At 38.2% G+C, this 20558-nt stretch carries 21 protein-coding genes; 16 read left to right on the top strand and 5 right to left on the bottom strand.

Features of this window, described 5'->3' with window-relative positions; translation table 11 throughout:
• Nucleotides 1–196: 196 nt before the first annotated feature.
• Nucleotides 197–493, top strand: coding sequence for a DUF721 domain-containing protein (locus tag ESU54_RS15085; RefSeq protein WP_111845078.1), 297 nt, complete (start codon nt 197–199; stop codon nt 491–493).
• A gap of 74 nt (nt 494–567) precedes the next feature.
• Here ESU54_RS15085 and ESU54_RS15080 read toward each other — a convergent pair whose 3' ends face one another.
• A complete protein-coding gene (locus tag ESU54_RS15080; protein WP_111845077.1) occupies nt 568–987 on the bottom strand; it encodes a nucleoside-diphosphate kinase in 420 nt (139 codons plus the stop codon).
• 148 nt (nt 988–1135) lie between these two features.
• Between ESU54_RS15080 and ESU54_RS15075 the strand changes: the two genes are divergently transcribed.
• The 3 genes from ESU54_RS15075 to ESU54_RS15065 are packed head-to-tail and all read left to right on the top strand — an operon-like array spanning nt 1136 to nt 3822.
• A complete protein-coding gene (locus tag ESU54_RS15075; protein WP_111845076.1) occupies nt 1136–2161 on the top strand; it encodes a DHH family phosphoesterase in 1026 nt (341 codons plus the stop codon).
• Complete coding sequence (gene gldI, locus ESU54_RS15070) at nt 2139–2705, top strand: gliding motility-associated peptidyl-prolyl isomerase GldI (RefSeq protein WP_249041333.1); 567 nt, start codon at nt 2139–2141, stop codon at nt 2703–2705. The genes ESU54_RS15075 and gldI overlap by 23 nt, the downstream gene beginning before the upstream one ends.
• Nucleotides 2706–2715: 10 nt before the next feature.
• Nucleotides 2716–3822 (top strand): peptidylprolyl isomerase, encoded by a 1107-nt coding sequence (locus ESU54_RS15065; RefSeq protein WP_111845085.1) that lies wholly within the window; start codon nt 2716–2718, stop codon nt 3820–3822.
• 155 nt (nt 3823–3977) lie between these two features.
• Here ESU54_RS15065 and ESU54_RS15060 read toward each other — a convergent pair whose 3' ends face one another.
• The gene (locus ESU54_RS15060; RefSeq protein ID WP_111845075.1) at nt 3978–5429 is read right to left on the bottom strand and encodes an aminoacyl-histidine dipeptidase; all 1452 of its coding nucleotides are present in this window, start codon (nt 5427–5429) and stop codon (nt 3978–3980) included.
• Nucleotides 5430–5517: 88 nt separating this feature from the next.
• On the opposite strand from ESU54_RS15060, the gene ESU54_RS15055 reads away from it, so the two are divergent.
• Nucleotides 5518–6588, top strand: coding sequence for a DUF3810 domain-containing protein (locus tag ESU54_RS15055; RefSeq protein WP_111845074.1), 1071 nt, complete (start codon nt 5518–5520; stop codon nt 6586–6588).
• Between the two features lie 141 nt (nt 6589–6729).
• Here the strand turns inward: ESU54_RS15055 and ESU54_RS15050 are convergent, their stop codons facing one another.
• Nucleotides 6730–7569, bottom strand: a complete 840-nt coding sequence (locus ESU54_RS15050; RefSeq protein WP_111845073.1) for a DUF6503 family protein — start codon at nt 7567–7569, stop codon at nt 6730–6732.
• Between the two features lie 158 nt (nt 7570–7727).
• On the opposite strand from ESU54_RS15050, the gene ESU54_RS15045 reads away from it, so the two are divergent.
• The 8 genes from ESU54_RS15045 (at nt 7728) to pheT (ending at nt 17787) form a co-directional block, all read left to right on the top strand.
• Nucleotides 7728–8408 carry a carboxypeptidase-like regulatory domain-containing protein gene (locus tag ESU54_RS15045; RefSeq protein ID WP_111845072.1) on the top strand — a complete coding sequence of 227 codons (681 nt, stop codon included), beginning with the start codon at nt 7728–7730 and terminating at the stop codon, nt 8406–8408.
• Nucleotides 8398–9036, top strand: a complete 639-nt coding sequence (locus ESU54_RS15040) for a hypothetical protein (RefSeq protein ID WP_146744011.1) — start codon at nt 8398–8400, stop codon at nt 9034–9036. Before ESU54_RS15045 ends, ESU54_RS15040 begins: the two co-directional genes overlap by 11 nt.
• A 14-nt stretch (nt 9037–9050) precedes the next feature.
• On the top strand, nt 9051–9854 hold the full coding sequence (locus ESU54_RS15035; protein ID WP_111845070.1) for a TrmH family RNA methyltransferase: 804 nt from the start codon (nt 9051–9053) through the stop codon (nt 9852–9854).
• A 35-nt stretch (nt 9855–9889) separates the two neighbouring features.
• Entirely contained in the window at nt 9890–10234 is a 345-nt protein-coding gene (locus ESU54_RS15030) for a four helix bundle protein (protein WP_111845069.1), read from the top strand.
• Between the two features lie 75 nt (nt 10235–10309).
• Complete coding sequence (locus ESU54_RS15025; protein WP_111845068.1) at nt 10310–11533, top strand: M48 family metallopeptidase; 1224 nt, start codon at nt 10310–10312, stop codon at nt 11531–11533.
• A gap of 60 nt (nt 11534–11593) precedes the next feature.
• The gene (locus ESU54_RS15020; protein ID WP_111845067.1) at nt 11594–14047 is read left to right on the top strand and encodes a T9SS type A sorting domain-containing protein; all 2454 of its coding nucleotides are present in this window, start codon (nt 11594–11596) and stop codon (nt 14045–14047) included.
• Between the two features lie 35 nt (nt 14048–14082).
• On the top strand, nt 14083–15264 hold the full coding sequence (locus ESU54_RS15015) for an MFS transporter (RefSeq protein ID WP_111845066.1): 1182 nt from the start codon (nt 14083–14085) through the stop codon (nt 15262–15264).
• Between the two features lie 96 nt (nt 15265–15360).
• Complete coding sequence (gene pheT / locus ESU54_RS15010; RefSeq protein ID WP_111845065.1) at nt 15361–17787, top strand: phenylalanine--tRNA ligase subunit beta; 2427 nt, start codon at nt 15361–15363, stop codon at nt 17785–17787.
• An 80-nt stretch (nt 17788–17867) separates the two neighbouring features.
• On the opposite strand, the gene ESU54_RS15005 is transcribed toward pheT, so the two are convergent.
• Both ESU54_RS15005 and ESU54_RS15000 read right to left on the bottom strand, forming a co-directional pair.
• Complete coding sequence (locus tag ESU54_RS15005; RefSeq protein ID WP_111845083.1) at nt 17868–18446, bottom strand: fasciclin domain-containing protein; 579 nt, start codon at nt 18444–18446, stop codon at nt 17868–17870.
• 102 nt (nt 18447–18548) lie between these two features.
• Nucleotides 18549–19127 (bottom strand): fasciclin domain-containing protein, encoded by a 579-nt coding sequence (locus ESU54_RS15000; RefSeq protein ID WP_111845064.1) that lies wholly within the window; start codon nt 19125–19127, stop codon nt 18549–18551.
• A 158-nt stretch (nt 19128–19285) separates the two neighbouring features.
• On the opposite strand from ESU54_RS15000, the gene ESU54_RS14995 reads away from it, so the two are divergent.
• From ESU54_RS14995 to ESU54_RS14985, 3 genes are read left to right on the top strand one after another with little or no spacing between them, the layout of a single operon-like run.
• Complete coding sequence (locus tag ESU54_RS14995; RefSeq protein WP_111845063.1) at nt 19286–20002, top strand: hypothetical protein; 717 nt, start codon at nt 19286–19288, stop codon at nt 20000–20002.
• 57 nt (nt 20003–20059) lie between these two features.
• The gene (locus ESU54_RS14990) at nt 20060–20299 is read left to right on the top strand and encodes a putative signal transducing protein (RefSeq protein WP_111845062.1); all 240 of its coding nucleotides are present in this window, start codon (nt 20060–20062) and stop codon (nt 20297–20299) included.
• Nucleotides 20300–20305: 6 nt separating this feature from the next.
• Nucleotides 20306–20539 carry a hypothetical protein gene (locus ESU54_RS14985; RefSeq protein ID WP_111845061.1) on the top strand — a complete coding sequence of 78 codons (234 nt, stop codon included), beginning with the start codon at nt 20306–20308 and terminating at the stop codon, nt 20537–20539.
• Nucleotides 20540–20558: the final 19 nt, after the last annotated feature.

Here is a 20558-nt window from a genome sequence, read left to right as displayed (position 1 = left end):
TTCATTAAATAAAATGAAACCAACAGAATTTGAAACTTATGTTGATAGCTTAACCAATAAGCATAAACCAAAATATAAGATAAACTATTAACCAGAAAAAAGGCAACCTTAATCAGGCAAGCTCAAACCCACAACCGAAAACTGACAACTGACAACCCACAACTGACAACCCACAACACACAACACACAACAGAAAATGGCAAAAAGACACGCAGAAAATATAACCATTGGCGATGCTTTAAAAGAATTTATTGGAGCAAACCGCTTGGAAAAAGGCTTGGATAAAGTGAACGCAAAAGAAGCCTGGGATGCCGTAATGGGAAATGCTATTTCAAAATACACAACCGATGTTAAATTGGATCGCGACACCTTATATGTGCAGCTTTCATCTTCTGTTTTGCGAGAGGAATTAAGTTATGGAAAAGAAAAAATTACTAGACTACTTAATGAAGAATTAGGGAAGGACTTGATTAAGAAATTGGTTTTGCGTTAGTCATTTCAATTTATAGATAACAAAAACGCCTTCCGATCGGAAGGCGTTTTTTTATTTAAATATTTTGTAAATGCTTAAAACATTTCGCGTCCAGCAAAATGAAAAGCACCTTCAATAGCTGCGTTTTCATCGCTATCACTTCCATGAACAGCGTTTTCACCAATAGAAGCTGCATATAATTTACGGATAGTACCTTCAGCAGCATCAGCTGGGTTGGTAGCTCCAATTAAAGTACGGAAATCTTCCACTGCGTTTTCTTTTTCAAGAATTGCAGCAACGATTGGCCCGCGAGTCATATATTCTACCAATTCGCCATAAAATGGACGCTCACTGTGAACTGCGTAAAATGCTTGCGCATCTTGAGTGGTCATGTGGGTAAGTTTCATCGCTACGATTCTAAAACCAGAAGCGTTAATTTTGTCAAGAATGGCGCCGATGTGTCCTTTTTCAACCGCATCTGGCTTTAACATTGTGAATGTTCTGTCTGTTCTCATTTTGTTTTTAAAATTTCGGCAAAAATAACTATTTGAAAATGAAAAGCAAGTATTTACGAAATGTTTAATGATTTCTTAAAATTTCAACACAAATTACTTTACGGAACCGTTTCGCTCATAATTTGTATTTATTGTATCTTCGCGCCTTATGAATAAAGAAACAACTCAAATTGTTAAAGAATTACTCGCTTCCCCACAAAAAATTGTGATTGTAGGCCATAAAAACCCAGATGGCGACGCGGTTGGATCGTGTTTGGGACTTTCTTTTTTTCTGAAAAGTTTAGGCCACAACGCAACGGTAATAATGCCCAATGATTTCCCTGATTTTTTAAAATGGCTGCCTGGAGTTGAAGAAATTATAATCTACGAGAGGGAAAAAGAAAAAAGCACCGACCTGATAAATACCTCAGACCTGGTATTTACATTAGACTTTAATGGTTTAGACAGAGTCGGTGGCGAACTGCAAACAGTTTTGGAAAGTTGTTCTGCCAAGTTTGTTATGATAGACCATCATCAACAGCCTGCAGATTATGCAGTGGCAACATATAGCGATGTAAAAATGAGCTCCACTTCTGAAATGGTATTTCATTTTATGGACGCTCTTGGTGAAGCCAACAAACTCTCAAAAGAAATCGCCATCAATCTCTACACGGGGATCATGACAGATACGGGCTCGTTTCGCTTCTCCTCCACTAGTCCAACCACACACAGGGTTGCAGCAAAATTGATTGAAGCCGGTGCTGAAAGCGCTATTATAAATCAATATGTTTACGACACCAACAGCCCGGAAAGGATGAAACTTTTGGGCGTGGCCTTAAACAATCTGGTAATTTTGCCAGAATTGCACACAGCGTATATCACCATGACCCAAAAAGAATTGGACGACCACAACTTCAAAAAAGGCGATACCGAAGGATTTGTAAATTATGCGCTTTCTGTAAAAGGAGTTGTTTTCGCTGTAATTTTTATCGAAAACAAGCAGGAAAATATTGTGAAAATTTCTCTTAGAAGTAAAGGACACTTCTCAGTGAACGATTTTGCCCGTAACCATTACAGCGGGGGTGGCCACATTAACGCTGCGGGTGGAAAAAGTTCTCAAGATCTTAACAAAACCATAAACGAATTTATTAGTATCTTGCCCCGTTATAAAAATGAACTCACAGATGCTTCGTAAGCTGTTTTATTTTTTACTTTTTTCGGCAGTAATCATTTCCTGCAAAAGCCCTGAGGCAAGGTCCCCAGTAAAAAGTAATTCGGGTACCTTCATAAAGGAATCTGCAGTAAGAAACAAAAAAATCTATGATGATGAGAAAATTTTTATCGGAGAAATCATAGCGAAAGACTCCACACATAACTATATTTCTTCCGAAAACGGGTTTTGGTATTATTATAATAAACGCGACACCGCTACCACTGAAATGCCAGATTTGGGTGATGTTGTAAAATTCACTTACGATATTAAAGACTTCAACGGCAGCTTAATTCTTTCAGAAAAAGAAAACGGATTGCAACACTACAAAGTAGATCAAAGCAACCAAGATCTTATCTCTGGCGTTCGCGAAGGCATAAAATTAATGAAAGAAGGCGAAACAGTAACCTTCCTTTTTCCTTCCTATAAAGCTTATGGCTATTATGGGATTGAAGAAAAACTCGGCTCCAATATTCCGGTGCAGAGCACTGTAACTTTACACTCAATTGAACAATCAAACGAAAATTAAATTAACACTCATGAAAAAATTAACATTTTTATTTTTATTTCTAACCCTTGCATTTGCGTCCTGTCAGGAAAAATATCCTGATCTTAAAGATGGCGTGTATGCTGAATTTGTTACCAATAAAGGAACTTTTATTGCCAAACTTAAAAACGAAAGCGCCCCGCTTACCGTTTCCAACTTCGTAGCGCTTACAGAAGGTACCAACGGCATGGTAGATTCTATTCATAAAGGCAAACGTTTTTATGATGGGCTTAGCTTCCACCGCATAATTAAAGATTTTATGATCCAAGGTGGTGACCCAAAAGGCGATGGCTCTGGTAATCCTGGGTATGCGTTTCCAGACGAAATCACTGACACAATTCGTTTCAGCAAAAAAGGACTTTTGGCAATGGCCAACTCAGGTCCAGGCACCAACGGTAGTCAATTTTTCATCACTTTGAAAGATACACCTTGGTTGGACGGCCGCCACACAATTTTTGGTGAAATAGTAAAAGGTCAAGAAGTTGTTGATTCTATCGGAAACATGGAGACCGAAAAACCAGGCGATAAACCAAAAGAGCCAGTAATCATTGAAAAAGTAAACATCATCAATAAAGGCGATATAAAAATTCCTTACTTCACTGAGGAAATGGGCAAGCTTGAAAAAGAAAAGAAAGAAAAAGAAGAACGCATCAATAAAGTAGCGGCTGAACAAGTAAAAGAACTGAATGCCCTTAGAGCTAAAGCAGATTCTCTTCCTTCAGGAATTAAGATCTATTTCAATGAAAAAGGTGAAGGGCCACAACCCAAAGAAGGTGACCAAATTTTAATGAACTACGCAGGATATCTTGCTGACGGACATATGTTCGATTCAAACATTTTGGCCAACGCCGAAAAATTTGAAATGGTTGACGAAATGCGCAAAGCAGCCGGACAGTATGTACCAGTGCCAACTGATTATAGCACAGAAGCAAAATTGATCCCAGGTTTCCGCGAAGGATTGTTAAAAATGAAAGTTGGCGACAAAGCAACTGTTTTTATCCCAGCTCATTTAGCTTATGGCAAAAGAGGAATTCCAGGAGTAATACCTCCAGATTCTGAATTGATATTTAACCTTGAGATTGTTGAGATAGCGCAATAGTTTCAGTTTAACATAAACGAAAAGAGGAACCAATTTAAAAATTGGTTCCTCTTTTTTTTGAATCAAGATACAAGAGCCAAGAATCAAGACTGATTACTTTTTAATTTTAGTCTTCTTGAAAATCTGTCTTGATTCTTGGCTCTTGATTCTTCGTTCTATTTCTTTGGAATGTTCTTTAAAATTTCCATTACGAAATCCCAATACTTTTGGGCTGAAGAAATACTCGCGCGTTCATCGGGAGAGTGTGCTCCTTTAATGGTTGGTCCAAAAGAAATCATATCCATTTCAGGGTAATTCTGTCCTAAAATACCACATTCCAGTCCTGCATGACAAGCCGCTACGTTTGCTTTTTCACCGTTCATTTTTTGGTAAAGATTGTCCAAAACCTTCAGAATTGGACTGTCCATATTTGGTGCCCAACCCGGATAATCTCCGGCGAGCTTTGCTTCGTAACCAGCCAGTTCGAAAACAGAAGTAAGTGCATTTGCCAAAACGTCTTTGGAGGATTCCACAGAGCTACGGGTTAAACATTCAATCTTTATATTTCCGTTAGCAACCGAAACTTTGGCTATGTTGTTTGATGTTTCCACCAAATCTTCAATATCTGGGCTCATTCTGTAAACGCCATTGTGTGCAGCATTCATTGCATTAAAGAATTTCATCTGATCTATATGCGTCATTGCTTTCGAAAAAGTTTCACTACTTTTTTCAGCAGAAATAGAAAGATTAGGTTCCAATGACTTGTATTCTGAAAGAATAGCTGTCTTCATCTTTTCAAAAGCAGCATGAAATTTTTCTTCAGAAGAAACTACAACCTGCGCCATACTTTCGCGTGGAATCGCATTGCGAAGACTTCCACCCTCAAGTTTTGCCAATTGAATAAAATCCTTTGTTGCGAAAAGTAAACGGTTCATCAGTTTGTTTGCATTGCCCAAACCTTTTATGATATCCATCCCACTGTGACCGCCGTTCAAACCTTTTACTTTGATTGTAAAAGTTGCTGCGTTTTTTGGTGTATCAGTTTCATTATAAGTTCCAGTTGCTGTAACATCAACTCCACCGGCACAGCCTACTCCTATTTCGTCATCTTCTTCGGTATCTAGGTTTAAAAGAATATCGCCTTTCAGCAAACCACCTTTCAGTCCTTTGGCACCCGTCATTCCTGTTTCTTCATCAATAGTAAAGAGCGCTTCGATTGCGGGATGCTCAATTTCGTTGCTTTCAAGAATTGCCATTATCGTGGCAACTCCCAAACCGTTGTCTGCGCCAAGTGTGGTTCCTTTTGCACGAACCCAATCGCCATCTACTAACATTTCAATTCCCTGGGTGTCAAAATTGAAGTCGGTATCGTTGTTTTTTTGGTGAACCATATCCAAGTGGCTTTGTAAAACCACAGCTTTACGGTCTTCCATCCCCTTGGTGGCTGGTTTGCGGATTATTACGTTGCCTACTTCATCTTCAAGGGTTTCCAAACCGAGCTTCTTTCCGAAGTCTTTCATAAACGCAATTACGCGTTCCTCTTTTTTTGACGGACGCGGTACGGCGTTCAGGTCTGCAAATTTGTTCCACAGCGCTTTGGGTTCAAGGTTTCTTATTGCTTCATTCATCTTTTAAATTTTTTAGGAACACAAAATTACGGTTTTGTAACCGCTATAAAAATTATGTAGAGAAAGAATTCCTTCGTAAGTTTGGATTATGCAAAAACGAACCTCGGCTTTCCTCACTATATTCCTAATCGTGCAGATCATTGCACTACAGGTTTTAAAGCGTTTTCCCGAATTTGTAGAAAAATATTACAGCCTTGGTGTTTATCCGTGGATCTCAAAAATCTCTAGATATATTTTTGGTTGGGTTCCTTTTTCGGTCGGCGATTTATTTTATTTGCTCATAGCAATCGTAGCCATCCGTTGGCTTTATAAAAATGTGAAAAGGCTTCGGCAGAACGATCAAGTTGGTTTTTTCGTGGATATTCTCGCAGCCGTTTCTGTAGTCTATTTTATGTTTCACGTGCTTTGGGGGTTTAATTATTATAGGCTTCCGTTACATAAATCCTTGAATTTAAACAATGACTACACCACGGAACAACTGTTGGAAACCACAGATCGTTTCATAAAAAAAAGCAACTCCATGCACCGAGAACTTGGCTTTGCCGATAGTGTGAAAATAGAGCTTCCCTATACACAGAAGGAAATGTTCAAAAAAACATTGAATGGTTACAAAAACCTTGAAAAAGAATTTCCGCAACTTGCACTTTCACCACGAAGCATTAAAAAAAGTGGTTGGAGTTTAGGCCTTACCTATATGGGTTATAGTGGTTACCTAAATCCTTTTTCAGGCGAGGCACAGGTAAATAATTTAATGAAAACCTATAAGTTCCCCGCCGTTGCTTGTCATGAAGAAGCACACCAAATAGGCTATGCCGCGGAAAACGAAGCTAATTTTATAGCCACTCTTTCCACGCTGCACAATGACGATCCCTACATGAAATATACTGGCTACATTTTTACATTGCGCTATTTAATCAATGAAGTGGCGCGGCGCGACGAGGCCAAATACGAAGAGCTCTTAACAACCATAAACCCTGGGATTCTTAAAAGTTACGAGGAAATGCGCGACTTTTGGGATAGCTACCAAAATCCTTTTGAGGTTTTCTCAAAAATGTTTTGGGATAGTTTCTTAAAAGCAAACAACCAAAGCCGTGGAATCATGAGTTATGATTATATGGTGGCCTTGGTTGTAAATTATTATGAAGATAAGCCGCTGTAATTCGGGGCTTAGATACATTTTGTATTTTCACCTTTGACGGAAATAAAAAACACTCACCCCCCTTAAATTCGTCTTTTTGTCCGACTCTCGGACTAAATGGGAATGACCGGCTTACTGCCTACAAATACTGAATACTAGCAATTATTTTACATATTCCGCTTCGGCAGGTTTTGTAAAAACAGAGGCATCGAGTATTGTTTCAGTTGCAGTAACTTTATCAAATTTAATGTCCATCATTTTTCCTTTCGGCTTGCCGTTTTCAACATTGAACCAAGTCAATTTTTTAGGAAGCAATAAACCGTTCACATCTTCCCATTTGTCATATTTTATATAATGCCAATCATCGCTTTTCTTTTGGTCTTTGAAGGTGACGGTGTATGCTAACCAAGTCATTTGTTTCGTTTCGGGATCAAAGTATAAAATGTATTCGTCTTTAGAAGAATCTCCAACGCCGTCATCATAAGAAATTTTATAGCCATTATACATTTTTCCGTCAAGTTCGGTAGGTTCCACGGCAACATAATTTGTTCCAGGATCTGCAATAACAAAAGGCATGGCGTAAAAATAAAACATCAGATTGTGATAAAACACAGGATTACCTTCGTAGCCTAAATCATGTTTTAAAAGCCAAACACCTTTGCCGTCATAACCAATGGACCAATCTTTCGATTCAATTTTAGTTTTTCTATCAGGCAAGGAAACGGTGTGGGTTTCATCTCCATTCTTTCCTTTCATCTCAAAACAAAGATTATTCATCTGTTTCCAATGATCCAAGCCTCCGTGGGCTGTAAAAACCGCTTGGAGTGGCACAGGATATTGTTTGGTTTTTTCTAAATTTTTTGTTGCAGAAGTTTGTGTGGAATCTACTTCCAATCCATCAAGGCGAATGTCTTCGGTAGCGTTTTCGGAATTTGTTTTTTTATCGTTCTTACAAGCTGAAAGAGATAATAAAACAGTAAGCAGTAAAATCAGTTTTTTCATGGTGGTTAGTATTTAAGTTGTCTAAAAATATAAAAGCTTACCTGTTTAAAGAAGCTTTTTAGAAAGGTTTATGAAACCAAAAAAAGTAAACTTAACATTTCTCTTCTTGACTACCTATTGTTTTTTCTATATCATTGCTTATATAAACGTTATGAAAAATGAAACACCATTTCTTTAAAATATTTTCGCTTTCGGTTTTACTGTTAGCCATTGGTTGTACGGAAAAATTGGATATTTCAAGCAACGAGCGCCTTTTGGTAAAAGGCAAAGTCGTTGATCAAAACGGTAGCCCGTTACAAAACATTTACATACGGACTAGTGCTGTATACAAAACCTTGGCCAGTGCAAAATCCGATGCAGTAGGAAATTTTGAATTTACTTCGCTAAATGCAAACGACAATCCATTGTTTGTAAATGTGAACATAGCTGAGGAATTTGGCTCAGAAATAGATAATCCTGATTACTCAAGCAAAGTATATTCTTCTGGAGTGGCCAACCGCGATTTACTGCTTGATTTAGGAACAATAACCCTCAACGGCGTGGGCACACTATCACTTTTTTTGAAAAACGTAGCAGGAGATGATAATTTTTTAGAATACACACTTTCCTATACCTCCAATATTTGCAAACTTCCATTAAATGCCAATGGCAACGATTTTTGCGAACTTGACCAAACAGAAAGTAACTCTTTTGACCCCACATCAGAAAACCGCACTATAAACCGCGAAAGTATTTTGGGCTCCTTCGCCATTTTTGAATACAAATTTAATAACGGTCCTACACAAACCATTGAAATTCCAGTAACAAATCCTCCAACCAACTATGTTTTTGAATATTAGAATCCTTTTTATATCCCTGCTTTGTTCTGCAGCAACCCTTGCACAACAAACTGAAACAGAAAAAGACCCAAACCAAGAGCAAACTGTTTCTGGAAGCAAAGTAGGAAGCATAACTCTAGGGGCTTACCTGCCTATTGCGCTAGGAGAAAATTTTGTAAATGACGGTATGAACCTTAAAATGGGTGCACAAGCGCAATTAAAACTCAACGTTCTAGGAGACTTCTATGTAGGTCCCGCTATGAGCTTCTTTTTTGCGGAAGTAACTGACCGCGAACTTGTGGGCAACTACGACAGAATGAACAACTTAGTGCTTGGAGGTGTAGTTGGCTATGAAAAACAAGTGCAAAGGTTTGACCTTTCAATCGGTCTGGGTGTTGGTTATTCAGGTTATTTCAACAGAGGCTTGGGCGATAGTTTTGAAGATAATGGCACCGCGCTTTGGCTACGCCCCGAAGTAAGTTACAAAGTGGCAAATTATATATCCTTTTATGTAGCTCCAGAATTTCGTCATGATTTTATGAATATTGAAGTGCCATCAGAGCTTGAAGACACTTTTGGAGGCGTCAATTATTTCAACGTTGGGTTCGGTCTGCGCATCAATTTGGGCACGGGATATAAGTTTCAGTAGCGTATCTTTGTAGGATGCACAAAAACATCACAAGTTTTCATAATCCACTGATAAAACAGATTGTTTTATTACAGGAAAAATCGCGTGAACGCCGCAAAACAAACCTTTTTATTATTGAAGGCTTTCGCGAAATTTCACTAGCCATAAAAGGCGGTTATATTTTGAAAACCCTACTTTTTTGTTCCGAAATCATTTCCGAAGAAGAAATTTTCACACTGAAAGAATCCGCCAACAGCGAGACTGAATTCATAGAAATAACTTCAGAAATCTATGAAAAGCTCGCTTACCGTGGTTCCACTGAAGGCGTCTTAGCAATTACACATACAAAAGACTTAAGCATATTAAACCTAAAACAAGAAACTAAAAACCCTTTAATTCTAATTGCAGAAGCTCCCGAAAAACCTGGAAATATTGGCGCCCTCCTTCGAACAGCAGATGCCGCAAATGTTGATGCTGTAATCATCGCCAACCCAAAGACAGATCTATACAACCCAAACATCATCCGCAGCAGTGTGGGGTGTTTGTTTACGAATACTATTGCCACTGGAAGCACTTCAGAAATCATTTCGTTTTTAAAGCAAAACAGCATAAATATTTACTGCGCCGCATTACAAGCCTCTGTCCCTTACCACACTTGCGATTTCAATGAAAGCACCGCAATAGTAGTTGGCACAGAAGCCACAGGGCTTTCCGAAGAATGGCTAAAAAACAGCACCCAAAACATCATTATCCCAATGCAAGGCGAAATAGACAGCATGAATGTTTCTGTAGCTGCGGGAATCCTTATATTTGAGGCCAAACGGCAGCGTGGGTTTTAATTAATAATGTGTAATGAATAATTAGTAATTATAGTATGAAAGAAAATATAATTGCTTTAAAAACCTATCGGTTTGCTATTGAAATTGTAAACCTTACCAAAGAATTGATTTCTGAAAAAGAATATGTGCTTTCCAAACAAATATTAAAATCAGGAACTTCAATTGGGGCAAATGTAGAAGAAGCCATTGGTGGTATTTCTAAAAAAGATTTTAGAGCAAAAATGTCGATTTCTTATAAAGAGGCTAGAGAAACTCAATATTGGTTGAAATTATTAAGAGACACAAATTATATTTCCCCAGAAAAATTTGACGCACTAAACACAGAGTTAACAAGTATTCTTAAAATACTTTACAAAATAATTGAAACCTCAAAAGAATAAAGACAATTAATGGTAAATGATAAAATAACTAACCAATCACACATTATTCATTACTAATTATTAATCATTAATTAAATGACTCTTTTCTACATAATAATAGCAATCTTGGTCATCAGCTTCGTCATTGACCAAATTCTCGATTCGCTTAACGCAAAACACTTCAATGACCCGCTACCAGAAGAAATAAAAGACGTTTTTGACGAAGAAGAATACAAAAAATCACAGCGATACAAAAAGGAGCGCTACAAATTCGGCATACTCACCTCTGCGATTTCACTTATCGCCACCCTCCTATTTTTTTTCTTGGATGGATTTGCTTATGTAGACAATTTGGCGCGTTCAGTATCAAATAATGAAATAATAATAGCTTTGGTTTTCTTCGGAATAATTATGATTGCTAGCGACATCCTCAGTACGCCCTTCAGTTATTATAGCACCTTCATCATTGAGGAAAAATACGGCTTCAACAAAACCACGCGAAAAACTTTTTTCTTTGACAAAGTGAAGGGATGGCTTATGGGTGCCATTGTTGGCGGCCTCCTTCTTGGCGCCATCATTTGGTTTTACCAAAGCACTGGCAAAAACTTTTGGCTCTATGCTTGGGGAATCGTAACTGTGTTTACCGTATTGATGAATCTTTTTTACGCACGGTTCATTGTCCCGTTATTCAACAAACAAACCCCACTAGAAGAAGGCACCCTCCGTTCCCAAATAGAAACCTACGCCTCAAAAGTAGGTTTTACCCTCGATAAAATCTTCGTAATAGACGGCAGTAAGCGCAGCACCAAAGCAAATGCTTATTTCTCAGGCTTCGGCAGCGAAAAGCGCGTGACACTTTACGATACACTAATAAAAGATTTAAACGAAGAAGAAATAGTAGCCGTCCTCGCCCACGAGGTTGGCCATTACAAACGAAACCATATTATTATCAATCTCTTAACCGCCATAATCACCACAGGCTTCACCCTTTGGCTATTATCATTATTTATAGGAAACCCGCTACTTTCCGAAGCTTTAAATGTTTCGAAACCTTCCTTTCATATTGGGTTGATAGCTTTCGGCGTGCTTTACACTCCAATTTCAGGCATTACAAGCTTGCTAATGAATTATTTAAGTAGAAAGTTTGAATACCAAGCAGACAATTACGCAAAGAACACTTTTGCAGCGCTGCCCTTGATTTCAGGTCTAAAAAAACTCTCTAAAAACAGTCTAAGCAACCTCACTCCGCACCCGCTTTATGTGTTTGCGCATTATTCGCACCCTACGCTTTTACAACGGTTTCGGAATTTAAAGAAATGATTTTTATCATTTGAATATATTGTAGGAAAAAGGTACTTTGCGAACTCCTAAATATTTCAAATGAAAACAAAATTACTATTCCTTTCAACCATACTATTTTCTTTTTCTATTAGTGCCCAAATAGATTTTGAACCACATATAACGGATGACGATACTGGTGGCACCAATGGTGCAAACTCAGTATTTGCCGCAGATCTTGACGGCGATGGTGATATGGATATGATTTCCGCCTCTGGGAATGATGATAAAATTGCGTGGTATGAAAATACCGATGGACTGGGGAATTTTGGACCACAACAGATTATTTCAGAAACCGCTTTGGGAGCTACTTCAGTTTTTGCAGCAGATATTGACCGCGATGGGGATGTGGATATTCTTGCCGCTTCTTCCCTAGATGATACAATTGGCTGGTTTCAGAATAACGGACAAGGCACTTTTGGCCCAAGACAAATCATTTCCACAATTGCCGATGGCGCAAATTCAGTTTATACTACCGATGCAGACGGTGATGGCGATATGGACGTATTTTCGGTATCTGCCTTTGACGATAAAATTGCGTGGTATGAAAATATTAACGGGCAGGGCAGTTTTGGTCCGCAACAAATTATTTCAACAGATTTCGATTACCCATTAGACGTTGTTGCAGGCGATATTGATGGGGATGGCGATATGGATATACTCTCAGGAGGCAGATATAACAACAGCCGCGTAGCTTGGTTTAAAAACACGAACGGGCAAGGAAATTTTGTTTTTCAGCAGGAACTAACCACAGACATTTCATTTAGCCGAGGCGCAATTCTTGCAGATATTGATGGCGATGGCGATTTGGATATCGCAGCAGTTTCAAGAATTTATCCACAGGATCGCGTGATATGGTTTGAAAATACAAATGGACAAGGAAACTTTAGCAACACACCAAATACTATTGCATTATTAACCAATAATGCAAGCCCGGAAACGCTTTATGCAAAAGATTTTGACAATGATGGAGATTTAGATATTGCTGTTGGAACCTATTATAATGGATTGTCTTGGTTTAAAAACAATGGTTCCGGTTCTTTCGGTGCGCAACAAATTATAGATAGTGATGTTGACGATATACAAGCTATTTTTCCAGCAGATGTAGATGCAGATGGCGACCAGGATTTACTTATGGCTGCTGGCACGTCAGATAGAATAGCGTGGCACAAAAATACGAACGGACAGGGTAACTTTGGTCCGGCAAACATTTTGGCGGATATAAACGGTGCCAACGGCGTAATAAATGTTATTTCGGTTGATTTGGACGGCGATGGCGACAAGGATATTCTTTCTGCTCTAGAAAATGACAACCGAATTGCGTGGCAAGAAAATCTGGATGGACAAGGAACATTTTCTGAACTTTTAACAATCGCAACAATAGATAATCCCCTTTCAGTATTTGTTGGAGATATAGATGGCGATAATGATATGGATATATTTGCCGCCAGCGGAAGCGGTAAAGTGGTTTGGTATAAAAACCTCGATGGCAATGCTAATTTTGGGGCAGAACAAATTATTAATACAGAAGTTTATCCATCGGTTATTTACGCTGTCGATATAGACAATGATGGAGATTTAGATGTTTTTTCAACTTCTGACAGCGCGAAAATATATTGGCAAGAAAATATAGACGGCCTAGGAACTTTCGGACCGCAGAATATAATAATGGAAGGTAGCTTATATACTGGGGCATTATCTACTGCCGATATTGACAATGACGGAGACAAAGATTTAATTACTGCCTATTGGGAAACAACAGATACTGTGGCTTGGCTCGAAAACATAGACGGCCAGGGAAATTTTGGCCCTATCCAAGCAATTTCTACAACTGTGGTTGCGCCAGACTCAGTATATGCAGCAGATTTTGATAATGATGGAGATATGGATGTTATAGCCACCTCTTATGGGACAGACGAAATAATCTGGTATGAAAACACCGATGGACAAGGTACCTTCGGTAGTGAGCACATCATAACTTCTACCGCCGATGGCGCATTTAATGTTTTTTCAAAAGACCTCGACAATGATGGAGATACCGATTTGGTTTGCGCAGCGTGGAGAGGCCATGAAGTTATTTATTATCTAAACGACGGCTCCGGAAATTTTAACTATCAACAAACAATAGCAACCAATTTCAAGTCCGCCAGTTGCGTAATGGCAGATGATTTCAACAATGACGGAAAAATGGACATCCTCGCATCTGCCTTTGCAGCAGACGAAATAATCTGGTTCGAAAACAAAGGCCCATTGGGAATAGAGGAAAATTCGGAAAGCCTTTTCAGCCTATACCCAAACCCAACAAATGGCCTGCTAAACATAAAATCGATAACTCCCGTTTCTGAAATAACTATTTACAACAATCTAGGCCAGTTCCTTTTCACTTCCGAAGAAAAAGACCAAGTGAATATTTCATCTTTAAGCAAAGGAATTTATTTCGTGAAAATCAAAGACGAAAACGGACAAACAGAAACTAAAAAAGTTATAAAAAAATAAATTACAGTACCTTTCAATGTAAATCAAACATAACATTGAAAACCATCACCCGCACCGTCTGGATCCTTTCACTGGTCAGTCTTTTTACAGATATGGCCAGCGAAATGCTTTACCCAATAATGCCTATCTACCTTAAGAGCATTGGGTTTTCCATTCTTTTAATTGGAGTTTTGGAAGGTTTGGTAGAAGCTGTTGCGGGATTGAGTAAAGGTTATTTCGGGCAGTTAAGCGACAGTAAAGCAAAACGTGCACCCTTTGTCCAACTAGGTTATTCCCTCAGTGCCCTTTCAAAACCCATGATGGCATTTTTTGTATATCCGCTGTGGATTTTCTTCGCAAGAACCGTAGACCGTCTCGGTAAAGGAATTCGCACTGGCGCGCGAGATGCCATGCTTTCTGGAGAAACCAACAAAGCCAACAAAGGAAAGGTTTTCGGCTTTCACCGCTCTATGGATACGTTTGGCGCCGTTCTCGGACCTGCTCTTGCCCTACTATATTTATATTTCTATCCAGAAGATTATATCACACTCTTCTACATCGCCTTCATTCCAGGGGTATTGGCAGTAATCGCCTCCTTTCTTTTGAAAGACAAAAAGGTTGAAACCATTTCTGAAAAGAAAAAGATCTCTTTCTTTTCATTTATCAACTATTGGAAGAAAAGCCCTGCAGAATACAGAAAAGTAGTTCTCGGACTATTGTTCTTCGCACTCTTCAACAGCAGCGATGTTTTTCTTCTTTTAAAAGCAAAAGACGCCGGTCTGGACGATACTTGGGTAATTGGAATATACATTTTCTACAATTTAATCTACGCCCTCACCGCTTTCCCCTTGGGAAGTTTCGCAGATAAAATCGGCCTCAAAAAGATGTTTCTTTTCGGACTAGTAATCTTTAGTCTTGTTTACTTCGGAATGGGTTTAACCACAAACCTATACGCTATAATCGCTCTTTTCTTTGGCTACGGAATCTACGCCGCCGCCACGGAAGGTATTTCCAAAGCGTGGATTACCAATATTTCAAAAGACGAAAATACCGCTACAGCCATAGGTACATATTCCGCATTCCAAAGTATTGTAGCGATGATTGCGAGCGTTATGGCAGGACTGTTATGGTTTTATTTTGGTGCGAACGTTACGTTTTTGGTTACTGCAATTGCTACAGTTGGAGTGATAATATATTTTCTAAAATTAAATTTCACCTCCCAAAAATTGAAAGTTTGAACTTTTAGCTTTGAACTTTGTACTAAAACTTCCAACTTATAACTTTCAACTTTAAAGGAAATAGTATCTTTGCCCACTGTTAATATTTTTACACTTATGACAATTTCATACAACTGGCTAAAACAATTCATCAATCTTCCGTGGGATGCCGAAAAAACTGGCGAACTATTAACAGACCTCGGTCTTGAAGTAGAAGGAATAGAAGATTTTTCTTCCGTAAAAGGAGGCTTGGAAGGTGTTGTGGTAGGCCACGTTTTGGAATGTGTGCAGCACACCAACGCAGACCGACTTAAGGTTACCAAAGTTGATGTAGGCACAGGCGAACCAATACAAATAGTCTGTGGCGCACCCAATGTTGCCGTAGGTCAAAAAGTTCCTGTAGCCACCATTGGCACTACACTTTATGATGCTGAAGGAAATCCTTGGCAAATTAACAAGGGCAAAATCCGCGGCGAAGTAAGCGAAGGGATGATCTGCGCTGAAGACGAACTCGGCCTCGGAAAATCGCATGACGGAATTATGGTTCTTGACGCCAAGCTAAAACCCGGAACCACTTTAGCCAAAGTTTTAGAAATTGAAAACGACAAAATTTTTGAAATAGGTCTTACCCCAAACCGCGCAGATGCTATGAGCCATTGGGGTGTTGCCCGCGATTTAAAGGCTGGTTTGATTCACAAAGGTATCTCCGCAAAACTAAACACGCCATCAACCAGCAGTTTTAGAGTGGACAATCGCACCCTAAAAATTGACGTAAAAGTAAAAGACAGTGCGCTGGCTCCTCGCTATTGTGGAATCACGATAAGCAATATAAAAGTTGGTCCTTCTCCTGCTTGGCTTCAAAATAGATTGAAGTCTATTGGGCTTTCACCAATCAATAATATTGTAGATGTAACCAATTTTGTGCTTCATGAGTTTGGCCAACCACTTCACGCTTTTGACGCTGCAAAAATTTCCGGGAACACCGTTAATGTGAAAACACTTCCATCAGGAACAAAATTTACAACCCTAGACGGTATTGAGCGCGAATTGAACGAAGAAGATTTAATGATCTGTGATGCTGAAAAACCAATGTGCATCGCCGGCGTTTTTGGCGGAATAAATAGTGGCGTAACAGAAGGAACAACAAGTATTTTCTTGGAGAGTGCCTATTTCAATCCTGTGAGTATTCGCAAAACGGCAAAGCGACATAACTTGAGTACAGACGCTTCCTTCCGTTTTGAAAGAGGAATTGATCCAAACATAGCAGATTATGCCCTTCGCTACGCATCAATATTGATTTTACAGGTTGCAGGAGGACAGATCACCAGTGACTTAATTGATATTTACCCAAAGAAAATAGAAGATCACCAAGTTTTCCTAAATTTCGAAAAGGCGAATAAATTAATTGGTGAAGAAATTTCGAAGGAAACCATCAAAGATATTCTTACTTCGCTTGAAATGAAGATTATCAACGTTACCGAAACTGGCATCGGAATGACCATTCCAGCATACCGAAATGACGTTATACGCGATGTGGATGTGATCGAGGAAATACTTCGTGTTTACGGTTACAACAACATAAAGTTCACGCAAAAACTAAATGCTTCCATTTCCACGATTTTGCCAGGTGAAGACTACGATATTCAAAACAAAATTGCATTGCAATTGACCGGACTAGGTTATCACGAAATGTTGAACAACTCACTCACTACTCCAAAATACAGTGAACTGAGTGAAACCATCAAAGAAAATTACAACGTAACAATGCTCAATCCGTTGAGCCAGGATCTTTCGGTAATGCGGCAATCCATGTTGTTTTCAGGTTTGGAAGCTATTGAATATAACAGCAACAGAAAAAACAGCGATTTAAAATTGTTTGAATTTGGGAAAACCTACCACAACTTTCCTGGTGGAAAAACCGAAACAAAGCATCTTTCTCTCTTAATCACCGGATTAAAAGTGGAAGGAAATTGGGCAATGCCCGATACAAAAAGTAATTTTTTCTTCGGAAAAGGAACCGTTGCGGTAATAATGGAACGCTTGGGACTTGAAGATTATACCGAAGAAGCCACAGAAAATGATGTTTTTTCTGAAGGAATCGGTTTTAAAAGAAATAAAGAAACCATCGTTGAGTTTGGAATTGTAAAGAAAAAAATTACAAAAGAACTTGACGTTGATGCTGAAGTGTTTTACGCAGACTTCAACTGGGATGCGGTGTTGAAACAAATTTCAAATAAAAATTTCAAGTTGAAACCAATCGCAAAATTCCAAGCAGCGCAACGTGATTTTGCTTTGTTGCTTGATAATTCCGTTCGTTTTGGCGAACTACAAGCTGCGGCATTTAATACGGAAAAGAAATTCTTAAAATCTGTTACACTCTTTGATGTCTATAAAGGCAAAAACCTTCCCGACGGAAAGAAAAGTTATGCGTTGAGTTTCACAATTCAAGACGAAGAAAAAACCTTAACCGACAAGCAGATTGACAAAATAATGAACAAACTGCAACAAAAATTTGAAACGGAATTCGGCGCGGTGCTTCGGTAGAAACGGAAATAACAATAAAAAAAACAGCGACCTTTTGAGTCGCTGTTTTCATTTAAATTAAGTAGGTATTTAGGGCAATATTATTTTGGCAATACAACGCTATCAATAACGTGAATTACACCATTTGATTGGTTAACATCTGCAATAGTTACATTAGCCATTCCTCCTTTTTCGTCCATTAGCATCACCTTTTTTCCTTTCATCATTGCGGTTAGTGTTCCACCGCTTACGGTTTTGTAAGTTGCTTTTCCGTTTCCTTTTTTAATGTCCTTCATAATATCAGATGCACTATGTTTACCAGCAAGAACGTGATAGGTTAGGATGGTTTGCAAAGTCGTTTTGTTTTCAGGCTTCAGCAATGTTTCAACCGTTCCTTTTGGTAGTTTTTCGAAAGCTTCATTGGTAGGTGCAAAAACTGTAAATGGGCCATCACTTTGAAGCGTTTCCACTAGGTCTGCTGCTTTTACTGCTGCAACAAGTGTGGTGTGATCTTTTGAATTAACTGCATTCTCAACGATGTTTTTGCTAGGGTACATTGCGGCACCACCAACCATTACTGTTTTTTCATCTTTCATCATTTTGTCTTGTGCAAAAATTGATGATGTTCCGGCCATAAGGGCGATTGAAAATAATGCTGCTGTAATAAATCTTGTTTTCATAATAATGTGTTTTAGTTTTATGTTTATGTGCATATAAACGAAAATCCAGAAACTGCGGTTTCGCAATTTCTGGATTTTAGGGTTTATTTAACTTTTATAAAACTATTCTTCCGTAGCGGGAAAAATCAATCCATCTATAATGTGGAAGTAACCATTTTTATGGTAAAAATCTTGAGCGATGATGGTTGCCGTTCTATTTTCAGAATCAACCAATTGCAACTCTCCATTTGTTTCGCGGACACCTAAGTTTTCACCTTCAAGGGTTTTTAAGTATATAGTCCCACCTTTTTTGGCTATTTCACTTTTTAAGGTGTAACTATCAACTCTACCTGGGACAGCCAAATATTTTATAACTGAATTTATAATCTTGGAGTTTCCCAAAATGGAATCTCGGCCTTTCTTTGATAAATTCAAAAAAGCTTCATCTGAAATAGCGAAAAAAGTTACCATTTCCTGGCTTTCCAGTTTTTTACGTGAAGGGTCATTTTTTAATATTTTGGCCAAAATGGTAAAATCTGGAGCATCTTCAATATTTTCGTAAAAAGTTTTATTTGAAGTAAAAGTGCTTTCCCCCAATATTTTGGAAACTTCATCATTATTAGTTGAAAGGTACTTTTGAGCAGAAACGGTGGTTACCAAACAAACCATAAAAAGAAGCAGAAATGTATTTTTGAATTGCATAAAAATATTTTTTAATGTTGTAAATATAACAAATACAACACCAATTATCCTTCAAACGGAAAAGCCTTGGCTTTATTAGAAATTTTTCTTGAAACTGTGTTAAATAGTTGTTTTGATGAATTCTACTGTGTAAATTTATTTATAAAAAAAACACCTCTATGTTTTCTCGAACCAACCTTGAAAAACAACTGCTAAATTACCGCTTCAAACGCATTGACGAGCAGTCTATTATGAACGAAGTGCTGCGTATATTTTCAGAAAACAAAAAACAGCGCGATGAAATTATTTTCAGTTTAACCGAAGCATCCAGCGAGACTGAAAATCATTTCAATTTTGATTTGCTCAATGCCGAACACATTTTTCATATTGAAGATATTAAGAAACTTTGCATAACCTACCGGCTCCGCTTTTTAGATTCCCATTATTTTAAAGGAGGTTTCCCCGAAGAAGCCATTTCAGAAATACGAAGTCTTGAAAAGAAACATCAAATTACTTTAAAAAACTTCAAAATTGTTGCCCCTGCCAAGCTTTTAAAACTCGAAAATGCTGATGACCCATTGCTCTTCGCCCCTATGGGCAATGACTATTTTTACTTAATTCACAAATGGGGCAATGATTTGCACCCTTTCAGAAAATTACTGATGTGGCCCTATAAAAATTTTGAAAATTTGGTTTTTACTGTTTTCGTTTTAAGTATTTTGCTGACCGCAATCATACCGATGAGCTGGTTTACCAAGTCAGGCGGAATGCAGGAGGAAATTTTGCTTTTCCTCTTTATTTTTAAAATGGTTGCCGGGATTGTTTTGTATTATGGCTTTGCGAGAGGGAAAAATTTTAATGGAGCCATTTGGAACAGTAAATATTACAATGCATAATTAAAGTAGCCAATAAAATTAATAGTACTATTACATTATAAACTAATACTATAAAAAATGTCAGAAAACACAGAAAAAACAGTTCGTATATACACAGGTTCAGATATTATGGCGGAAGCGCTTGTAGGGAGATTAAAAGAAGTTAATATTACTCCAATACTTCGAGATGATGAACAAAGCGGGGTTATGTTTGGCTCCGGAAGTAAGTTTGACGATCAAGTTCGTGTATTTGTGCGCAAAGACGAACTTGCCATTGCCCAACCTATTGTAGATGCTTTTTTAAAAGAAATAGAATAAGAATAAATGTCTGAAACAACAAGAATTTATACTGGGCCCACTTTAATTGCAAAAGGTTTGATTGCTCGACTGAATGATATTGGTATAAGCCCAATAGAAAGGAACGATCACGATAGCAGCTTACGAGCAGGTTTCACGATGAGTATTGCAAATCAAACGATGGTTTTCATCAGAAAAGATGAAACACAAAAAGCACAACCTATAATTGATGAATTTTTAAAAGAAATAGGCGACCAATAAACTTGATCGCCTATTTTTT

Source organism: Aequorivita antarctica (genome assembly GCF_007997155.1).
Classification (GTDB): Bacteria; Bacteroidota; Bacteroidia; order Flavobacteriales; family Flavobacteriaceae; genus Aequorivita; species Aequorivita antarctica.
The sequence above is the reverse complement of the archived record's forward strand: the minus strand, read 5'-3'. Positions and strand labels throughout refer to the sequence as shown.